This window comes from Ruegeria sp. CDSC025 (assembly GCF_059610805.1).
On record NZ_JBXWOJ010000024.1, the window covers coordinates 1 to 19,138 of the forward strand.

Annotated in this window: 16 protein-coding genes; 12 read left to right on the plus strand and 4 right to left on the minus strand. The window is 53.8% G+C overall.

Annotated features, from left to right (window positions below; translation table 11 throughout):
• Window positions 1-467: 467 nt before the first annotated feature.
• Window positions 468-2,843: a thiamine pyrophosphate-binding protein gene (locus tag AC2FH8_RS20105; protein ID WP_281973926.1), complete on the minus strand. Its 2,376-nt coding sequence runs from the start codon at window positions 2,841-2,843 to the stop codon at window positions 468-470.
• An 11-nt stretch (window positions 2,844-2,854) separates the two neighbouring features.
• On the minus strand, window positions 2,855-4,060 hold the full coding sequence (locus AC2FH8_RS20110; RefSeq protein ID WP_496690589.1) for a methionine gamma-lyase: 1,206 nt from the start codon (window positions 4,058-4,060) through the stop codon (window positions 2,855-2,857).
• 113 nt (window positions 4,061-4,173) lie between these two features.
• Between AC2FH8_RS20110 and AC2FH8_RS20115 the strand changes: the two genes are divergently transcribed.
• The 4 genes from AC2FH8_RS20115 (at window position 4,174) to AC2FH8_RS20130 (ending at window position 5,978) form a co-directional block, all read left to right on the plus strand.
• Window positions 4,174-4,632, plus strand: coding sequence for an Lrp/AsnC family transcriptional regulator (locus AC2FH8_RS20115; RefSeq protein ID WP_281973936.1), 459 nt, complete (start codon window positions 4,174-4,176; stop codon window positions 4,630-4,632).
• 168 nt (window positions 4,633-4,800) lie between these two features.
• Window positions 4,801-5,277 carry a MarR family winged helix-turn-helix transcriptional regulator gene (locus AC2FH8_RS20120; protein ID WP_496690590.1) on the plus strand — a complete coding sequence of 159 codons (477 nt, stop codon included), beginning with the start codon at window positions 4,801-4,803 and terminating at the stop codon, window positions 5,275-5,277.
• Window positions 5,256-5,633: a hypothetical protein gene (locus AC2FH8_RS20125; protein ID WP_271952662.1), complete on the plus strand. Its 378-nt coding sequence runs from the start codon at window positions 5,256-5,258 to the stop codon at window positions 5,631-5,633. Before AC2FH8_RS20120 ends, AC2FH8_RS20125 begins: the two co-directional genes overlap by 22 nt.
• 30 nt (window positions 5,634-5,663) lie before the next feature.
• Entirely contained in the window at window positions 5,664-5,978 is a 315-nt protein-coding gene (locus AC2FH8_RS20130; protein ID WP_271952664.1) for a monooxygenase, read from the plus strand.
• 709 nt (window positions 5,979-6,687) lie between these two features.
• On the opposite strand, the gene AC2FH8_RS20135 is transcribed toward AC2FH8_RS20130, so the two are convergent.
• Together AC2FH8_RS20135 and AC2FH8_RS20140 are read right to left on the minus strand one after the other, a co-directional pair.
• Window positions 6,688-7,638 carry a proline racemase family protein gene (locus AC2FH8_RS20135; protein WP_496690591.1) on the minus strand — a complete coding sequence of 317 codons (951 nt, stop codon included), beginning with the start codon at window positions 7,636-7,638 and terminating at the stop codon, window positions 6,688-6,690.
• Between the two features lie 446 nt (window positions 7,639-8,084).
• Window positions 8,085-8,738, minus strand: a complete 654-nt coding sequence (locus AC2FH8_RS20140) for a TetR family transcriptional regulator C-terminal domain-containing protein (protein WP_271952668.1) — start codon at window positions 8,736-8,738, stop codon at window positions 8,085-8,087.
• 109 nt (window positions 8,739-8,847) lie between these two features.
• Between AC2FH8_RS20140 and AC2FH8_RS20145 the strand changes: the two genes are divergently transcribed.
• Genes AC2FH8_RS20145 through AC2FH8_RS20180 form a run of 8 tightly spaced genes read left to right on the plus strand, consistent with a single transcriptional unit; the run spans window position 8,848 to window position 18,939 of the window.
• Window positions 8,848-9,717: an ABC transporter permease gene (locus tag AC2FH8_RS20145; protein WP_496690592.1), complete on the plus strand. Its 870-nt coding sequence runs from the start codon at window positions 8,848-8,850 to the stop codon at window positions 9,715-9,717.
• On the plus strand, window positions 9,714-10,502 hold the full coding sequence (locus tag AC2FH8_RS20150; RefSeq protein WP_496690593.1) for an ABC transporter permease: 789 nt from the start codon (window positions 9,714-9,716) through the stop codon (window positions 10,500-10,502). The genes AC2FH8_RS20145 and AC2FH8_RS20150 overlap by 4 nt, the downstream gene beginning before the upstream one ends.
• On the plus strand, window positions 10,499-11,611 hold the full coding sequence (locus tag AC2FH8_RS20155; RefSeq protein ID WP_271952671.1) for an ABC transporter ATP-binding protein: 1,113 nt from the start codon (window positions 10,499-10,501) through the stop codon (window positions 11,609-11,611). Before AC2FH8_RS20150 ends, AC2FH8_RS20155 begins: the two co-directional genes overlap by 4 nt.
• A gap of 1 nt (window position 11,612) precedes the next feature.
• Entirely contained in the window at window positions 11,613-12,674 is a 1,062-nt protein-coding gene (locus tag AC2FH8_RS20160; RefSeq protein WP_271952673.1) for an extracellular solute-binding protein, read from the plus strand.
• 60 nt (window positions 12,675-12,734) lie between these two features.
• On the plus strand, window positions 12,735-14,795 hold the full coding sequence (locus AC2FH8_RS20165) for an oxidoreductase (RefSeq protein ID WP_496690594.1): 2,061 nt from the start codon (window positions 12,735-12,737) through the stop codon (window positions 14,793-14,795).
• Entirely contained in the window at window positions 14,795-16,027 is a 1,233-nt protein-coding gene (locus tag AC2FH8_RS20170) for an aromatic ring-hydroxylating oxygenase subunit alpha (RefSeq protein WP_496690595.1), read from the plus strand. Before AC2FH8_RS20165 ends, AC2FH8_RS20170 begins: the two co-directional genes overlap by 1 nt.
• Entirely contained in the window at window positions 16,020-17,582 is a 1,563-nt protein-coding gene (locus AC2FH8_RS20175; protein WP_496690596.1) for a trimethylamine methyltransferase family protein, read from the plus strand. Before AC2FH8_RS20170 ends, AC2FH8_RS20175 begins: the two co-directional genes overlap by 8 nt.
• Window positions 17,583-17,634: 52 nt before the next feature.
• The gene (locus tag AC2FH8_RS20180) at window positions 17,635-18,939 is read left to right on the plus strand and encodes an aminotransferase class III-fold pyridoxal phosphate-dependent enzyme (protein WP_496690597.1); all 1,305 of its coding nucleotides are present in this window, start codon (window positions 17,635-17,637) and stop codon (window positions 18,937-18,939) included.
• Window positions 18,940-19,138 lie beyond the last annotated feature (199 nt).

A 19,138-nucleotide genomic window follows, 5' to 3' on the forward strand; every position in this document is an offset into this window, starting at 1 on the left:
CAGGTGCCCGAAGGTCTTCCTCTCAGCAATCGCCATCGCAGCCCTCGTCATCTATTGGCTATGAGTCCTGACCCTAGTTGGAAAGAAGAAGATAGAATAAGAATATTGCCCGGTATTGTAAGTTTGCTCGAAACGGACCGCCCGTTTTTATTTGCCCTGTAGGAAGAGCACACGCAACGATGCCAGAAGCCGACGTTCAGTCTGTGACCATCAAGGTCAGCTTCGTGCGCGATGTGTGAATTCAGTCCCTGATCCTTGCTGCACTCTGCACGAATGGCGACATTTCCCGCTGCCCGACAGCACCATACTTTACGCTACCGCAGCATTTCCCACACCGCGAGCGCACGCAGCATGAAAACCGGACTCACAAAATGGGCTCTTACCACCAGTTGAAGCGCTCCGCAGAGAGTGGCGACAGGAGAGCCCATAGTTGCAGACGCAGCAACGTGATCCAATGTCTGCTGCTGCTATGCTATAGCCACAATCTGAGGGATTTTACGACCATGGGACAATTCGCCTACTGATTGGATCAACGCGTTAGCGTCAATGCGGAAATGACGGTACAAATCCGCAATAGACCCGGTTTGGCCGAAATGCTCCACACCGTGCGGAATCGTTTTGTGGCCATGAACGGCACCCAACCAGGACAACGTTGCCGGGTGTCCGTCGATCACTGTGATCAATGCGCAGTCGCGCGGCACATCTGCCAGCAGCGTTTCGATATGTGCCTCAGCGCCCCGAATGCCATTTGTGCGCGCCCGTTGCGCTGCAGTCCAGCCGGCGTTCAACCGGTCGGCAGAGGTCACTGCCAGAACGCCGACATCCCGCCGCCCCTGGGCGATATGGCCCGCTGCCCTGATGGCCTCCTGGGCAACCGCGCCCTGATAAGCAATGACAACTTCGCAGTTCGGTCCCGGTTTGCGTAGCCAATAGGCACCGTCGATGGCCCCCTGACGGAAATCGTCATCCACGCGTTTACCGGGCTGCTCAATCGGGTTGGTCGTCAGACGTAAATAGACCGAACCGCCGGTCTCGTCGCGCAACCAGGTGCGTTCATCGGGATCTCCCTCGCCATCTTTTTGCATATAGGCAAAGGCCCATTCCATGATGACCGCCAATTCATCCGCAAAGGCGGGCTCAAATGCGGCCAACCCGTCTTGCGACATGCCAATCAGCGGCGACGCGATTGATTGATGCGCCCCGCCTTCCGGCGCCAAAGTGACGCCAGAGGGCGTGCCCACGATCATGAAACGGGCATCCTGATAACAGGCGTAATTCAACGCATCCAAGCCACGGGACACAAAAGGATCATAGACCGTTCCAATGGGAATAAGCCTTTTGCCAAAAACCGAGTGCGAAAGCCCTGCCGCCGCCAGAAGCAAAAACAGGTTCATTTCAGCAATGCCAAGTTCGATATGCTGACCATCTGGTGTAAACTCCCACTTCGCGGTGGAGGGGATATTTTCAGCCTTGAAAGTGTCGGATTGATGGGTGCGCGCAAACAGTTTCCTGCGATTGACCCAAGGGCCAAGATTGGTTGTGCCGGTCACATCCGGAGAGGTCGTCACGATCCGCTCGGCCAGCGCGCTGTTGCCTTTGGACAGGTCATCCAGAATCTTGCCGAATGCCATTTGAGTCGAGATTTCACGACCCGGATCCAACTCAACTGAGGGGACGTCGATAACGTCATCTGAGTATCGGCGCGGCCCGCTGGCGAAGAAGGGCGTCTTTGCCAGCATTTTCTCAAACGCTGCCGGGTCTGCGATGGTGGCAAAGCGCTCCCATTCATCACCCTCAGTAACACCCATGAATTTCTTCCATTCGGCCATCTGAGTCTTGTTCATCAACCCACCATGGTTGTCCTTGTGGCCAGCAATCGGCGTCCCCCAGCCCTTGATCGTATAGGCAAGGAAACAGACCGGGCGGTCGTGATCTATTGCGGCGAAGGTATCTGCCATGGTGGTGACGCAGTTCCCACCCAGATTTTCCATCAGAGCGGCCAGTTCGTCATCGCTGCGCGCATCAAGCAACGCGCTTACGTCGCCTTGATCGCCGAGGGTTTCCATCAGTCGCTCGCGCCACACCGCGCCCCCCATGAAGGTCAGTGCCGAGTAGAGCTGGTTGGGGCACTGATCAATCCATTGACGCAGCTTCTCTCCGCCCGGCTCTTTAAACGCAGCGCGTTGCAAAGCGCCGTATTTAACCCGCACAACATCCCATCCGAAGGCGTCGAAGATTTGCTCAATCCGTTGGAACAGTCCTTCACGCACGACGCCGTCCAATGACTGGCGGTTATAATCAATGATCCACCAGCAATTACGCAGATCGTTCTTCCATCCCTCTTGCAGTGCCTCATAGATATTGCCTTCGTCCAGCTCAGCATCGCCAACCAATGCGATCATGCGTCCAAGCTTTTGCGTATCGCCCCAGGATTTGGCCTGTACATAATCCTGCACAAGTGACGCAAACGAGGTGATAGCAACGCCAAGGCCCACCGAACCGGTCGAAAAATCCACGTCATCGATATCTTTCGTGCGGGAAGGATAGCTTTGCGCGCCACCAAATCCGCGAAAGTTCTCCAACTTCTCACGGGTCTGGTTGCCCATCAGATACTGAATCGCGTGAAAGACCGGCGATGCATGCGGTTTGACTGCTACGCGATCTTCCGGGCGCAGGGTCTGAAAATATAACGCGGTCATGATCGATACCATCGACGCCGAAGACGCCTGATGCCCGCCAACCTTGATCCCGTCAGCTTTGGGCCGAATGTGGTTCGCATGGTGGATCATCCAGTGGGACAGCCACAGCAAACGTTGTTCAATTGTTTTGAGATCAATGGACATGGTCAATTTCCTTAAGCTGCGCCGCGGACAGGGGGTCTTGGCAAGGCTTGTTCGAGATCGTGGATCACGTCGTCGATCCCCTCCAGGCCAATGGACAATCGCACCAGCCCATCGCTGATGCCATGTGCGGCGCGTTCTTCAGGCGTATAGGTAGAGTGGGTCATGCTGGCCGGGTGCTGCACCAGTGTTTCAGCATCTCCCAATGATACGGCGCGGGTGATCATTTGCAGTCTGTTCATCATCGCGCGCCCTGCTTCCAGACCGCCATCCAGTTCAAATGCAATCATGCCGCCGAATTTGGACATCTGCCGCTGCGCGACATCATGCTGTTCGAAACTGCTCAGTCCCGGATACCAGACCTTTCGCACACCGGCGGATTGCTCCAGATATTCGGCGATGGTCGCAGCGCTGCTGCAATGCCGATCCATGCGCAATTCCAGTGTCTTGAGGCCGCGCAGTATGAGCATCGCGTTAAACGGGGCCATGACCGCGCCGGTCATATCCTTCATCCCATAGAGGCGGATTTCAGTCACCAGCTCGGTCGATCCGGCCAGCAACCCTGCAACAACATCTCCGTGACCGCCTAGATATTTCGTCGCCGAGTGCAGAACGATATCTGCGCCATGTTTGATTGGCTGGGTCAGATAGGGCGTGGCATAGGTATTATCCACCACCACGTAGGCGCCGTTGGCATGGGCAATGGCTGATACAGACTGGATATCTACAAGGCGCATATTCGGATTGGCGGGTGTTTCAAAATAGACCACCTTGGTCTTTCCGCTGATCGCCTCTATCAGGTTTTCCGGCTCCGTCAGATCCACATGGGTCACTGTCACACCGAATTTTGCCAGCCCGTGCCGCATGAAGGAAAATGTGCAGCCATAGAGCGTCTTGTCGAGAATGACCTCATCCCCCGGGGCAAGAAGAGTCCACATCGTTGCAGTGATCGCCCCCATCCCCGAGGCCAGGGCCAATCCTGCCTCTGCCCCCTCAAGCACCGCGATGCGTTGCTCCAGCAAATCGCAAGTCGGGTTCGAGATGCGCGAATAAACATGCCCTGCCTGCTCGCCCGCGAACATCGCACCGCCTGCTTCCGCGGTTTCGAAAGCGAATGTCGAGGTCAGATGCAGCGGAGGCGTCAACGCTCCTTCGTTTTCCATCGGGTTATAGCCATGGTGAATGGCAAGAGTGGAGAAGCTGTCGGGGCGGTTGCGCATTGGGTGACTCCTTGGTTTTCAAGAAGCAGAGTATGACGACACGAGTGGCAAAATATTCCAAAAATGTCTTATACTACCTCGTTTGTAGCAGTATATGCTAATCTATGAAAAAAATAGACCGTAAAGACCAACAGATCATTCGAGCGTTGCAGCGCAATGGTCGAATGACGAATCAAGACCTGGCAGCAGAGGTGAACTTGTCACCTTCGCCCTGTCTGAGGCGGCTGAAGCTGCTCGAGCAAAATGGAATCATCACCGGCTATAGCGCCAACATAGACGCCGAGGCCTACGGGTTGCCGGTAACGGTATTCGTTCACGTCAAACTGGAAAGCCATACTGAAGCGACAGTAAAGAAATTCGAAGCAGCCATTGCGCGGATTGACCAGGTACTGGAGTGTTTCGTTATGACCGGCTCATCGGATTACCTGCTTCGTGTGGTCGTGGCTGATCTTTCAGATTACGAAAAATTCGTTCGCAGAAAGTTGCATCCTCTTGGAGGTATTGCCTCCATGGACAGCAGCTTTGTCTACGGAGTTGTCAAGAAGACAAATGTATTTCCAGTGACAGAGTAACGTTGCTTGATGAACTGAGATGAAATGATTGCGGACATTAGCGCAGATGCAGCGAAAGCTCGCTTTATGCGTCATTCCAACAAATGCTGCACATCGAACGAATGAGTGGATTAGGTCATTCTATGGGGAGTACTTGAATTTATCCCTAACTAGGGATACATGCGCAACATGAGACATAAAAATCAAGCCCGAGAAAACCAAACCCTGGTGCTGGCCCTGCTACGCAGTCAGCAATTATTCATGCGCGCTATGGTGTCTGCGTTTCGTTCGGCGGGCCTTACAGCGCCACAATGGGACGCGCTGGAAACACTTAGCAACAAGGGTCCGCTGTCAATCAACGATCTGATGCGGCTGACACTGTCTACATCCGGCAACCTGGATGTGGTTGTCAAAAACCTGGTTCAAGCCGGATGGGTGGAAAAGAGTGTCGATGAAACCGACAGACGGGCGCGTGTTCTGTTATTGACCGCAGCCGGGCGCCAAAAAGTGGCCGAATTCCTGCCACTCCACAATCAAGCTCTGGAACAGATTTTTGGTGATCTCAGCGTGCAGGACAAACGCCAGACGATCAAGACACTCAACCAACTCCGAAAAAAACTGCCTCAACCTTCGAAAGTCGTAACATGCCTAACAAAACACTCCTGACCGTGCATGGCGTGATTTACATGTTGTTCGCGCTCGCGCTGTTCTTTGCCCCGGCCATCCTCTGGCCAAACTACGGCCTGCAATTAAACGACCAATACGCTGTGTTCCTGTCACAGCATAACTCGATATTTCTGGGCGGCATCGGGATCATCAGCTTCCTGTTTCGGGACGTAGAACATGGCAGTGAAGCTGCAATCGCCCTTCTCACAGGATTGATGTGGACCAATCTACTTGGCGTCATCATCACGCTTTACGCCTGCCTGACAGGAGTTTTCACCGGGTTTGGCTGGTCTGACCCCATCTTCTTCGCCTTGCTTGCGGTCCTATGCTTCTACCAACTCGGGAAAAACCGCTGAACTTTCCCAATCTCACAAAGGAAACTAAACATGAGTACACTGAAAGTCTGGGATCTGCATATGACCTATGAAGGTCCGATCACAGAAGAATTTCTCGCCGGCACCGAGCAACTTGCAAAGAGTATCGCGGAGGAGCCAGGAATAATCTGGAAGATTTGGACTGTCGAAGATGGAACCAATCACTATGGGTCCACATACCTGTTTCGGAACCGCGAATATCTGGAAAGCTATAAAATAATGCACCTGAAGCGCCTGGAAGCGATAGGGATCACAGTGACCGCCGACCATGTTTTCGACATTATGGAGGAGGTCAGTCGCGTCAACCGAGCCCCACTTGAAGGCTAGCGAGCAATGACCGGACATTGGCACGCTCAACGTTGATGTCCGGTTCGGTCCGCTATCCGGAATTGCAAAGTTTGGTCTTGATTGTCCGCTTTGGGCTGGGTCTGTCATTTGTCGCGTTTGGTATCACCGCTGCTTCACTAAGATACTCGTGATTTTGCTTGAGCTGGCGTCAACACGACCACCATGCTTTATGACAGATCAGACACGTTGATAAGGTAGACGAAAACCATGGCAGAACGATTTGAGCGTCACCGTCAAGCTTGGACACAAGAGGAAATTCAAAATTGCACCTACTGGTGTCAAAGGGGATGGGCTTGAAGGCCATTGCCAAAGCTCTCACGCGCTCTGAGGAATCGACCAAGAGCAGAGCGAAGCTTGACAAAATAAAGATCAAGAAAGCACGCTGATTTTGGTGCCTTTAGTGTACTCCTGTCGTTCTTTACTGCCACGACCAATGTCCGATTTGGGCTGATTGAGCTAAAAAACCCAGATTTTAGTGAAGATGGGCGAAAAACTTGCCCGCAGAAGGCCTTTCCGAATATTCGTCGGGGGTCGGCCCAATACTCTCGTCGGCAATGTCCGAAGCTTTCAGTGGCCCTACCAGGCACTGGGTTGCAATTAAGGCGCCACAACGGGTTCTGGCAGAATGGAATTCAGTTGCTCGGTTTGTTAGGGTTCTGCACCCAAACACCCAATTTAAAAAGCTGCCTTACGGATAAGCGTAGTAAAAAGAAGGAAAGCTATGCCTTGCAACGATCCTAACTTCTGCTGATACAGTGGCGAATTGACCGACAACTTGGCATTCAAAAATTCCGCCCGGTGCTTCGATTGTCACGGACCTGCCGGGAGATATTGACCCGTTGCCCTCGCACGCCACCACAACAGACAATGCGCCTGTCCCCCCAGCCGAATTTGCCAGTTCTCCCTTTTCAGAGGCCCAGACAGTTTTAATATGGTTCTTCCCTGATTTCGAACTGAACATGACCAAGTATTTACCGTAGCTGCCGCCAATACCAAAATTGGACATCGGAAATTGTTTACTAGCCGCCCCGCTTAACTCAATTGCAGCGTTGGTCAATTTTTGGCGCTCACTAAGCGAAATACCTAGATAGTCTGCATCGACAACCAAATACGGCAACCCGGCATCGACTAGAGAAACTGGAATGTTTCCACTTAGAGGAAGATTCAATATTTGATTATTAATCAATAGCTTGGGCTTGACAGTAAACCACTTGGCATGTGTCATAACGCTATCTGTTCGGGTTACTTGTACTTCCATGACACCATTTGCTGTTTCCAAAGCAACAACTTGTTGATCTTTGGCTAATGCTTGACGCTTCGCGCTCGCAATTATGGTGGCTGCAGCCATGAGTGCGGTTCCGGCATATGGTGCGTATGCAAACTGAGAGGCTAGAAAAAGTGCCCCATCGGTACCTTGCTCAAAGGGTGGATAGAGTAGGCAAGAGTTGATGAGGTGGTTTCCATTTGGTGGGAGGTTCAAAAACCCCCGAAACTGTTCGTGATCCGAACGAAGCTCCAGCAAGGCGCTAGCCGCGTTCCTAGAAACTAGTTTAGGAAGACCAGAAACCGCCACTCGAAGAATATCTCCAGCGAGATCAACATCTATCGCAACCGTTTGTCCCTGGTGTTTTTTAGGCATTGTTCGGTGTCCTGGATATCGTGTGCTACCTTGTAGCTTCTGGCTGCAAACATCCATGCTTGCTTTCAGCTGATGGTGTATTGGACTGAGTCTGTGTGAAAACTCTGGATGATGTATGCTTTTCGGCAAAGGCTGGAGGCATGTATGTCGAGATTTATCGCAGGCGCCGAGCGAAGTCAGTCGATGCTTTTCCCGACCAGCTTGAAGATTGGACCAACGGGTGCGTAGCCACACCACGACGTCAATAATGCTGCAAAACCTCACTTTGTTGCGCATCTCGGACTACAAAGTTTAATTGTGAAAGTCCGCTAATAGCGCACAGCGGACGTCGAGATTTTTCAATAGCTAGGTGGATGCTACTTAGACGCTAGAGGCCTCACCAATACCAGTAGTTGCTTTCCAGGAAGAGGCATTGTTTCCATCTCAAACCTGAGCGTCGCGAAGGCTCACAACTTGAATTTTCCTGGAAAAAGCCCGCCTAAAAATCTTCGAATAAGTTCAGCAGAGCGTCGTCGCGAAAAAACCTGCATATCGGTAAGGTAATTTACCCACATACCTTCCAGTAAGGCCAACGTTCCGCTAGTGGCATCATTCACCAAGTTCGGATCATGTCCGTTTTGTTGGGCTATCTCCGTGAACGCACGCCGCAAAGTCTCGACAAGTTTGGGATCCTGAGTGCTGCTGTATCGGGCAATACCAGGGTGTGAGCTCGCGATGCCTCGGAATGCATGCCAGATTTTCGTACTTCGTGGATTGAGCAAAGCTTCGGATAGATCCGCCTCGATCACAGCCATCACCCGCTCCTCGGGCGATGCATCCGAGCCCAGTTCGGTCATTCTGTCCATCTCGGCATAATACTCAGTACTGAAATGCTGGGCCGCTGCTGTCAGCAAATTGTCCTTCCCCCCGAAATGCAAATGGATCATTCCGCGCGACAGACCTGAGCGCTCGCAAATGCGACTGACCGAGGTATCGGTGACTCCAATATCAGCAATAGTATCCAGTGTCGCCTTTATCAGAAGCTGCCTGTTGGCCTCTGGATCGCGCTTCGAGCTACGCTTTCTTCCTTTAGGCTCTGTTACTCTATTCAATGATTCCATCAGCTTAGGGTCTTCTCATATGGGTGGCTCACAGGAAGATTGACACGAAAGGCCTTTCTGGCGCAACATTAAATGGACGATCGTCCATTAGAGACTCGTAAGTACCGAGATGGGAGATAGGGTGATTTTTCGTAGCGAAGCGTCCCGGGGTTATACCCTCAGCGCACCAGCCACGGCATACGTGGGGTTTCTGGTGGCGGCGCCTTTGGTGATCCTGATCGCCTATTCATTCTGGACCCAAACATACGTAACGCTCGACAAGACACCGACGCTGAAAAACTATAGCGACGCGTTTGCCGATCCGCTGGTTCGACATTTAATGCTAAGGTCGATCTGGATTGCCGGAGCAGTTACGATAGTCACTGTCGCACTGGCCTATCCCATCGCGTACTTCATCGCGATGAAGGCCCGGAAAAAGACTATCTGGCTTCTGCTCATCACCATTCCGTTCTGGTCCAGCTATCTGCTGCGCGTATTTGCTTGGAAGCTCATCCTTGGGTTCAACGGGGTGATGAATTCTGCACTGCTGATGCTTGGTCTGATCGACGAACCGCTCGACTTCTTGCTCTATAATGAATTCGCTGTCGTACTGACGCTTGCCCATGCCTGGGCACCTTTTGCGATCCTGCCGATCTATGTCTCGTTGCAGAAGATCGATCCAAGCCTGTTGGAGGCCGCCACCGACCTCGGCAACAGTCCTTTGCAACGCTTCATGCGGGTGACGCTGCCGCTGACGATACCAGGTATTATCGCCGCTTGCCTGATCATCTTCATTCCGACTGTCGGTGACTACGTAACACCGGCACTGGTCGGCGGGTCGGACGGGAAGATGATCGCCAATCTTATTCAGGTGCAGTTCGGGGCCGCTAACAACTGGCCTCTTGGCGCCACACTTTCGCTGATCGCGATGCTGTCGGTCGGCTTCGTCGCCATCGTGTTTGTCATTACCGCCACCCAGCTTGGGAGGAGGATCAGATGAAGCGCCCCTCGACCCTGACAGCCTATGCTTTCCTGTATTTGGTTTTTCTGTACCTGCCGGTTCTGTTCCTACCTTTGTTCTCGTTCAACAGCGGTACTATCGTTGCCTTTCCGATCAAGGGGTGGACGCTGGACTGGTACCGGAAGCTGGGCGAGCAGGACACGTTGATCCAGGCCCTTTGGAATTCGCTTGGTGTTGGCACGGTCGTCGCACTTCTATCCACCGCCATGGGTCTGTTCGCTGCGCGCGCCTTTGTTCGATACCGTTTTCGGGGCCAGCGTGCAGCCGAAGGTTTGGTGATGCTGCCTTTGGTTATCCCTGGCATTATCGTGGCCTCTTCAATGCTGGTCCTGTTTCTGTTTCTCGGTCTAAAGCCGTCTTTGCTGACCGTTGTTCTGGGCCATACGTTTCTTGCGCTACCATTTTCCGTTTCGATCTTGAAGTCCGCGTTCGATGACTTCGACGCGTCGCTGGAAGAGGCATCTTACGATCTGGGCGTCGGCGTGTTCGAAACCTTCCGTCGCGTGACGCTGCCGGTCGTTTCCCCCGGTATCGTAGCCAGCATGCTGGTCACTTTTACGGTCAGCTTCGATGAGTTCGTCCTGGCCTTTTTCCTGTCCGGCAACCAGCCAACCCTGCCGGTCTATATCTGGAGCCAGATCCGTTTCCCCGCCAAGCTTCCAAACGTTTTGGCCTTGGGTTCTATCCTGCTGCTTACCTCGGTTCTGCTATTGGTGCTGGCCGAGTACTTCCGCCGCCGCTCATCCGCATCAGAGGTCCGATGACAGACAGAAACATCATAGAACTCAGGGGCGTCGAAAAGCGCTATGGCACATTCCTGGCTGCGAGCGGGATCGATCTCGATCTCAAAGAGGGCGAGTTTTTCTCGCTCCTCGGCCCCTCGGGATGCGGCAAGACCACGGTATTGCGGATGATCGCGGGCTTCCAGGAACCGACCGCGGGTACCGTGCTGATCGACGGTCAGGATATGGAAGGTGTGCCTGCCAACAACCGTCCAACGAACATGGTCTTTCAGAGCTACGCCATCTTCCCGCACCTGAACGTCGGAAACAACGTGGCCTATGGATTACGGGGCAAGGCCCCCAAGGCAGAGATCGACCAGCGCGTAGCCGAAGCCCTGGAAATGGTCGAGCTTGGAGGTCTTCAGGATCGCGGCGCAAGTGAATTGTCCGGTGGGCAGCGGCAAAGGGTGGCGCTTGCCCGGGCGCTGATCATGCGACCCAAGGTGTTGTTGCTGGACGAGCCCTTGTCCGCTCTCGACAAGAAATTGCGCGAACAGATGCAGTTTGAAATGCGCAACCTGCAGCAATCGCTTGGCATCACTTTCGTGATGGTCACACACGACCAATATGAGGCGATGACCATGTCCGACCGCATCGGTGTGATGTTCGACGGACGGCTCAAGCAGGTGGATACACCAACCACGCTTTATGCCCGTCCCTGTGATCAGCAAGTGGCCAGTTTCATCGGTGAGATGAACATACTGCCTGCCCAGTTGTCGGGCGAAACCGGCAATATGTTGTCGATCGATGCAGCCGCCTTCGGGCGGATTGAGATTGAGAGAAATCCCAACGTTGCGACCAGCTCTAAAGACATGAACATCGGTATTCGCCCGGAACAATTGGAAATCGCTGCTGAAAAGCCAGAAGACTATCCATCAACGGTTCAAGGCACTGTCAGCAACGTCGCCTTCTATGGCGAGAACATTCACTATCACATTCAGGTTGCGGGAGCCGAAAAGCCAATCTCGGTCTCGGTTCCCAACTACTTTCACACGGTCGATTTCAAACGCGGCGACGCAGTTTGGCTGGGGCTTCAAGGTGCAAGCGTGATCGATCTTGGTACAGACCATAGTAAAATAGTGGGAGGATAAAATGAGAGTTCAGGGAATTGCGGCCTTCGCATGTGCGACGGCAATAAGCACGGGAAGTGCCATAGCAGGTGGCGCTGATCTAACGGTTTTTGACTGGTCGGGATATGAAGACCCCGGGTTCTTTGCCAGCTACATGGAAAAATACGGGGATGAGGCGCCAAGCTATTCCTATTTTGGAAGTCAGGAGGAAGCCTTCACGAAACTGAGTTCGGGTTTCACGGCTGATCTGGCGCATCCTTGTTCTGACGCGGTCCGGAAATGGGTCGCAGCCGACCTGATCCAGCCCCTGGATGAAAGCAAACTGACCAACTGGGCCGATGTTTTACCTGAGATTAAGGAAGTCGACGCCATCGTCCTGGACGGCCAGCTTTACATGTTGCCGTTCGAGTGGGGGAACACGGGTCTTATCTATCGTACCGACAAAATCTCGGGGGATGATATCTCGCTGCAATTGCTGGCTGACCCGGCCTATGCAGGTAAGATCGCGATCCCGGATGCGGCGTCGTCTGCATATGCCCTGGCTGCGCTGGCCACTGGAAACGCTGATGATTACACAAATCTGAGCGATGAGCAGTTCAAAGAAGCATCGGATTTCCTGCGCTCAATCCACCCAAACATGCGCTTTTACTGGTCCGATGCGGGTCAGTTTGATCAGGCCATGACCAGCGGTGAGATCGAAATGGGTTGGGCCTGGAACCAGTCCGAACTGAACCTGATCTGGAACGAAGTGCCTGCCGCGATGATGCGTGATGTCGATAAGGGCATCGCGACCTGGGCGTGCGGTTACGTGCATCTGAAGTCTTCCACGACTCCGGTCGATCAGGTCTATGATCTGTTGAACGCGCTCACTGACCCTGCCAGCGGTCAGTACATCATCGACAACTGGGGCTACCCACATTCCAACGCAAAAGCGTTCGAAGTTGCCGATCAGGCCAACATCGAAGCCTATGGTTTTGCTGACCCTAAAAGCTTCTTCGAAGGCAGTTTGTTCTTTGATGCGGTGAATCCCGAGCTTGAGGCGAAAATGCTGGCAGAATTTGAACGGATCAAAGCCGGCTTCTAACACAACCACTTTTCCGGGGCCTTACGGCTCCGGGTCCCAAATACAGGAAAACGCGTGAACATGTCGAACGCGAACGCATATGCTCTGCTTTTTGAACCGGTTCAGATTGGGCCAGTCACAGCCAGAAACCGCTTTTATCAGGTGCCACATTGCACCGGGCTGGGGCATGTCCGACCGCGGGCGGATGCCGCCGTACGTGGGATGAAAGCCGAAGGCGGGTGGGCGGTGGTTTCCAATCAGGAGACCGAAATCCACCCAACCTCAGACTTATCTCCTTATGCCGAGGGGCGGCTATGGGACGGGCGCGATGTGCCCGCGTTGCGGCTGATGACGGATGCGGTACATGCGCATGGTGCGCTGGCGGCCATTCAGCTGGTTCACAATGGCAACCATGCACAGAACCTGCTGACCCGCGCGCCGGTTCTTGCACCTTCTGAGATGTCCCTCGATACGACGCATCCCAAGCAGGCGCAGGCCATGGATAAGGCCGATATCCGGGAATTCCGCCGCTGGCATCGCGAGGCCGCCCTGCGCGCGAAAGATGCCGGATTTGACATCATTTACGTCTATGCCGGACATAACATGACTTTGGCGCAACATTTCATGCTGCCTCATATGAACCAGCGTAGTGATGAATATGGCGGGTCGCTTGAAAATCGCGTGCGCCTGACGCGCGAATTGCTGGAAGATACCCACGAAGCTGTAGGTGACAGCTGCGCTGTGGCGCTCCGCTTTGCCATTGATGAGATGGTGGGCGCCGACGGTATGCAGGCCGCAGAAGAAGGCCGTGCCGTGGTCGAGCTTTTGGCCGATCTTCCTGACCTATGGGATGTGAATGTGGCCGACTGGTCCAATGACAGTGCCACAACCAGATTCCAGCCGGAAGATGGTTATCAGAACGCGTTTCTGTCCCACGTCAAACAGATCACACGGAAACCCGTGGTAGGTGTCGGTCGCCTGACCTCCCCCGATATGATGCTGTCGATGGTCAAGAAAGGTATTGTCGACCTTATCGGAGCGGCGCGACCTTCTATTGCGGACCCGTTCATACCGAAGAAGATTGAAGAAGGCAGGATCGACGAAATTCGCGAATGCATCGGCTGCAACATCTGCGTGTCTTCGGACAATCTGGGTATTCCGATCCGCTGCACCCAAAACCCGACCATGGGCGAGGAATGGCGTCGCGGCTGGCACCCCGAGATCATTGCACCGAAAAAAAGCGAGGCGGAAGCACTGGTAATCGGTGGCGGACCCACGGGTCTTGAGTGTGCCATGCAAATCGCACGGCGCGGCTATCAGGTGACCTTGGCCGAAGCCTCAGCTGAATTTGGTGGACGTGTTGCAAAGGAAAGCAGGCTTCCCGGCCTAGCGGCCTGGTCGCGCGTCGTCGACTATCGCCTGAATGATCTGAAACAGCGCGGCAACGTTCAGTTGTTCACCGACAGCAGACTTGACGGCGATCAGGTGGCAGAGCTTGGCGTCGAACACGTCTTTGTCGCCACCGGCAGCCGTTGGCGTATGGATGGCATGGGGCGAAACACCCAGCGCCGTAGGCCTCATATCGAGCAAAGCGCCAGAGTGTTGACACCTGATGATATCATGAACGGCATATTGCCTCCGAATGGCCCGGTGATGATCTATGATGATGACCATATCTATTTGGCAGGTGTGATTGCAGAAAAACTGGCAGCTGCCGGATATCCGGTGGTCTTTGTCACGCCGGAGAGTTTGGTCTCTGCTTACGCCGTACATACTTTGGAGCAGCCCCGTATTCAGGCTCGTCTGATCGAACTTGGCATAGACATTCGCTGCAATCAGGTGCTGACCGCGGTTGAAGGTGACATAGCCCGCATCGGATGTGCCTTTACCGGTCGCGAAGCGAGTATTCCCTGTGCCTCGACAGTTCTGGTTACCGAGCGCCAGCGAGAGACAGCGCTTTACGACAGCTTGCGCGGGGTTGGGTTGAAGACCCTCGAACTTATAGGCGATGCCGCGTCTCCAGGGCTGATCGTGGACGCAGTCTTCGCAGGCCACCGCGCGGCACGCGATTTTGAACGCCCAAAGGCATTAGCAGACAAGGATTGGTTTCGCCGCGAGATAGTCGATTTGGAGGAAACGTGATGAACAGTCGACCGTTTGAGTTAGATGCTTTGACAGCCTCGCACCAGCACGGCCACGCTCTGCCGCGCGGGTTCTATACCTCGCAAGACATCTATGACTATGACATTGCCCGGGTCTGGAACCGTAACTGGCTTTGGGCAGGGCATGTCAGCCAAATCCCAAACCCCGGAGACTATTTCCTGTTCGACTATGGCCCGGAGAGCATCATTATTGTTCGCGACCGCGAAGGCGAAGTTCGCGCTCATTTGAACGTCTGTCGCCATCGTGGATCTCGCGTCTGCACTGAACAGTCTGGCAACTCCCGTGTTCTTGTTTGCCCGTATCACGCCTGGACATATGAACTTTCGGGGAAACTTCGTGCTGGCCATAACATGGGGGAACACTTTGACCCATCCAAATTCGGGCTCTTTCCCGTTCAGGTGAGTGTCTTTAAAGGCCTGATCTTTGTGTGTGCCGATGCAAACACGCCATCGCTAGATCCTGTCCTCAGCCAGCTTTCGCCACTCGTCGAACCCTATGGCTTTGACGATCTGAAAGTTGCGCATACGGCGTCATTTCCCGTTCCCGCGAATTGGAAACTGGCGGTTGAGAACTATCTTGAATGCTATCACTGCGGACCAGCACACAAAGAATACTCTCGCTCTCATAGCCTGAAATCGCCACAAGAAATGGCTGGCTTGGTCGAGCTGCTAAATGCAAGGGCTGTAGAAGTCGGGCTGACACCTGATGAATTGACGCTTGTTGGCGCGGCTGCACCCACCCCATTCACCAGCGGGTATTATCGGCGCTACCCACTTTACCAAGGTTACAAAACCGGCAGCAAATCGGGCGAGGCGCTTGCGCCATTGCTTGGAACGCTGAAAGGCTTCGACGGTGGCGCAACTGACTTTGATATTGGCCCATTGAATTGGTTCCTGATCTATTCGGATCACATGGTGGGCTACCGCTTTATTCCACGTGGTCCACAGGAAACCGACATTCAGGTGGTCTGGCTGGTTAGCGCTGATGCCGAAGAAGGCCAAGATTACAACAAGGAAGACCTGACCTGGCTTTGGCATGTCACATCTTTGGATGACGAACGCATCATTCGGCACAACCAGTCCGGCGTTAATTCTCAATACTTCCAACCGGGGCCCTTGGGCGAAATGGAAACTTCGATCCAGGATTTTTACGATTTCTATTTTGCCATGATCCGCTCGGAACCAGAACAAAGGATGGCCGGTAATGGCTGAGGTAAAATCACGCCGTCGCGGTGGTGGTGGGCGCGCCGCGCGCATAAAGGTTCAACAGGCGACCACGGGCAATGAGGCCGTGCGTGGGGGATTAAGTGGCGGCCGCTATAAGCCGCTTACCCCAACAGATATGGAGAACATCCATCAAGCGGCTCTGACCGTTCTGGAAAAAACCGGCATTACCGATCATTTCCCGGAATTACTTGATCTGGTGCTGCCCAAGGGCGCGGTGATGAATGATCTAAATCGGCTGTGCTTCCCCCGCGCACTGATGGAAGACATCCTGGCTGGTGCTGCCAAGGAGTTTTACGTCTATGCCCGCGGAGAGCGTGAAGGCAAAGACGACATGCATTGCTCGGCGGAGAGCGTCTATTTCGCCAACTCCGGCACCGCCGTGACCACCTTCGATTCCGAAACTAAATCTTATCGCCCGTCGATCCTGCGCGATGTCTATGATTTCACCCGTCTGGTGGACCGTTTGGACAACATCCATATGCTGGGCGACACAGTTTTGGCCACCGATGTGACTGATGATTTCGCTCACGACATGAACACCATTTATGCCATGCTCGCAGGCAGTCAAAAACCGGCCTGTCTGACTTTTCGCGACCGCAGCCATATTCCGCATGCCATCCGCATGTTTGATTTTGCTCAAGGTGGCGAAGGGGCTTTCATGAAAAAGCCAAGCGTCATATTTGGTGGCTGCCCCATGGTTTCCCCCTTGCGGGTCGGCAAGGAAAACATGGAAATCCTGATTGATACCGCCAAGTTGGGCCTGACGGTTGATTTGGCGGTGCCTCCTCAAGCCGGGGCCACAGCCCCCGCTACACTTGCGGGAACGCTGGTGCAAACCGTGGCCGAAACGCTGGCCTGCGTTGCCATCGTAAACCTCATCACACCAGGTTGTCCGGTCTGCTTTGCCGCCTGGCCCTTCATCACTGACCTGCGCAGCGGGTCGTTCACCGGCGGCAGTGGCGAACAGGCTCTGATCGGGGCCGCAGCCATTCAGATGGGTAACTTTTATGGCCTTCCAACCTCTGTCGGCGCAGGCATGACCGATGCTAAGATACCCGACGCGCAATACGGGTTGGAAAAGGCACTAACCTTCACGCTTGCCGCTCATGCCGGTGCCAATCGTTTGTGCGAGTTCGGGGGTATGATCGGTAGCCTGATGGGATGCAGTTTTGAAAGCATGGTCATCGATGACGAAGCGGGCGGTATGATCCTGCGGTCGTTGCGCGGGATTGAAGTCACGGATGAAACCATGGCGGTGGATGTGATCCACCAGTGTGCCATCGACCCTGGTCATTTTCTCGGCAACCCGCACACACTGAGCTATATGAACAGCGAATTCGTCTACCCACGGCTCATGGATCGTGAGCGCACGGACACATGGGAAAACGAAGGCAAAACTGATCTTCTGGACCGTGCCCGTGACAAGGTCAATTCCATTCTCGATAGCCATTTCCCCAACTACTTCGGCGCCTCAGACGCTCAGGTTCGCGAAGAATTCCCAATTGTGATGAGCACAGAAAGCATGGCCCGCCGTGGATAACTCTAACGTCAAGCACTGGGACAACGACCACTTCCTGCACCCGTGGGAAGGGATGGCAACATTGGGCGAAAACGACCGCACTTTTATCGAAGGTGCCAGCGGCATCCATGTGGTGAACGAAAAAGGCGAACGCTTGATCGACGGACCGGGAGGCATGTGGTGCACTCAGATCGGTTATGGGCGCGCGGAGATGGCCGAGGCCATGGCTGAGCAAGCTCGGAACCTTGCCTATTTCTCGCCCTTTAACAATTCCAACTCGACTACTGCGTGGTTCGCGCGCGAAATCGCTAAACGTGCGCCGGGCGATTTGAACAATGTCTTTTTTACCACCGGCGGTTCCACCGCAGTTGATACGGCCATCCGGTTTGTTCATTTCCGCAACAACCTCTTGGGACGCCCCGAGAAAAAGAAAATCATTTCAAGGCAAAAAGCTTATCATGGAAGCACTTTTTTGGCGGCCAGCGTCAGTGGAAAAGAGCGTGACAGGCTTTGGCTCGACAAGGCGGATGACCTCGCACATTTCTTGCCAGACGTGAATCCGCTTTATCGTGCGCCTGGTCAAAGCGAAGAGAGCTTTCTGAAAGAGAAAGTTTCGGACCTGGAAAACGCCATTGTGGCGCTTGGCCCAGAAAATGTTGCCGCTTTTATCGCCGAACCGGTTCTTGCCTCTGGTGGCGTGATAGTGCCGCCGAAAGGGTATCACGAAAGTTGCCTAAACATCTGCAAGAAGTATGATGTTCTATACATCTCCGACGAAGTAGTGACGGCTTTCGGGCGTTTGGGCCATTGGTTCGCGTCTGAGGCAGTTTTTGGCATTCAGCCAGACATAATCACCTGTGCCAAAGGAATGACATCTGGGTATGCACCGATGGGCGCCGCGATTATCTCGGATAGATTGATCGCCGATGTTGCAGGGAAAGATGCTACCTTCTCAAATGGCTACACCTATTCTGGCCACCCGGTCAGCGCGGCCGCTGGTCTGAAAAGTATGGAAATTATTGAACGGGAAAAGCTTCTCGAACACGTTCGAAAGGTCGCTCCAGTTTTTCAGGATCAGCTACAGCAGTTGGGTCAGATTGACATCGTTACCGATGTGCGCGGCATGGGGTTGATGGGATGCGTTCAATGCTCAGTCGATGGTGATCCCCAGAGCGATCTGGGGTGCGACTACGAGATTGGTAACCAGATCGATATCGAATGCCAGAAACGTGGGTTATTGGTTCGACCTGTGATCAACATGTGTGTTCTTTCACCGCCCCTAATCATTAGCGAAAGTGAAATTGAGCAAATGTTTGCTGTCTTGCGAAAAGGGCTTGAAGCGACAAGTGCGTGGCTCAGCGGGATTAGAGGCCAATGAATTGCTTGCGCTATTGTTGCGAAAGCCCGGAGGCCGCCATTTCAGCGTATTGTCGTATGCTCCACGATCTCCGCCAAAACCGTTCGGCCTTGGCGGTTTTGAAGAAGGTTTTGACAGCGACGGTTTCCTACGGGTTGGCATTATCTATTACGGGTCCGTCACAGTGTTTTTCTCGTACTGCTTGCTTCCACGGTGCTTT

Coding starts and splice junctions, on each gene's coding strand:
- AC2FH8_RS20155 (WP_271952671.1), top strand. CDS start 10,499: ATGACAGACAGAAACATCATAGAACTCAGGGGCGTCGAAAAGCGCTAT.
- AC2FH8_RS20160 (WP_271952673.1), top strand. CDS start 11,613: ATGAGAGTTCAGGGAATTGCGGCCTTCGCATGTGCGACGGCAATAAGC.
- AC2FH8_RS20105 (WP_281973926.1), bottom strand. CDS start 2,843: ATGTCCATTGATCTCAAAACAATTGAACAACGTTTGCTGTGGCTGTCC.
- AC2FH8_RS20135 (WP_496690591.1), bottom strand. CDS start 7,638: ATGCCTAAAAAACACCAGGGACAAACGGTTGCGATAGATGTTGATCTC.
- AC2FH8_RS20130 (WP_271952664.1), top strand. CDS start 5,664: ATGAGTACACTGAAAGTCTGGGATCTGCATATGACCTATGAAGGTCCG.
- AC2FH8_RS20125 (WP_271952662.1), top strand. CDS start 5,256: ATGCCTAACAAAACACTCCTGACCGTGCATGGCGTGATTTACATGTTG.
- AC2FH8_RS20175 (WP_496690596.1), top strand. CDS start 16,020: ATGGCTGAGGTAAAATCACGCCGTCGCGGTGGTGGTGGGCGCGCCGCG.
- AC2FH8_RS20120 (WP_496690590.1), top strand. CDS start 4,801: ATGAGACATAAAAATCAAGCCCGAGAAAACCAAACCCTGGTGCTGGCC.
- AC2FH8_RS20165 (WP_496690594.1), top strand. CDS start 12,735: ATGTCGAACGCGAACGCATATGCTCTGCTTTTTGAACCGGTTCAGATT.
- AC2FH8_RS20180 (WP_496690597.1), top strand. CDS start 17,635: ATGGCAACATTGGGCGAAAACGACCGCACTTTTATCGAAGGTGCCAGC.
- AC2FH8_RS20145 (WP_496690592.1), top strand. CDS start 8,848: ATGGGAGATAGGGTGATTTTTCGTAGCGAAGCGTCCCGGGGTTATACC.
- AC2FH8_RS20150 (WP_496690593.1), top strand. CDS start 9,714: ATGAAGCGCCCCTCGACCCTGACAGCCTATGCTTTCCTGTATTTGGTT.
- AC2FH8_RS20110 (WP_496690589.1), bottom strand. CDS start 4,060: ATGCGCAACCGCCCCGACAGCTTCTCCACTCTTGCCATTCACCATGGC.
- AC2FH8_RS20140 (WP_271952668.1), bottom strand. CDS start 8,738: ATGGAATCATTGAATAGAGTAACAGAGCCTAAAGGAAGAAAGCGTAGC.
- AC2FH8_RS20170 (WP_496690595.1), top strand. CDS start 14,795: ATGAACAGTCGACCGTTTGAGTTAGATGCTTTGACAGCCTCGCACCAG.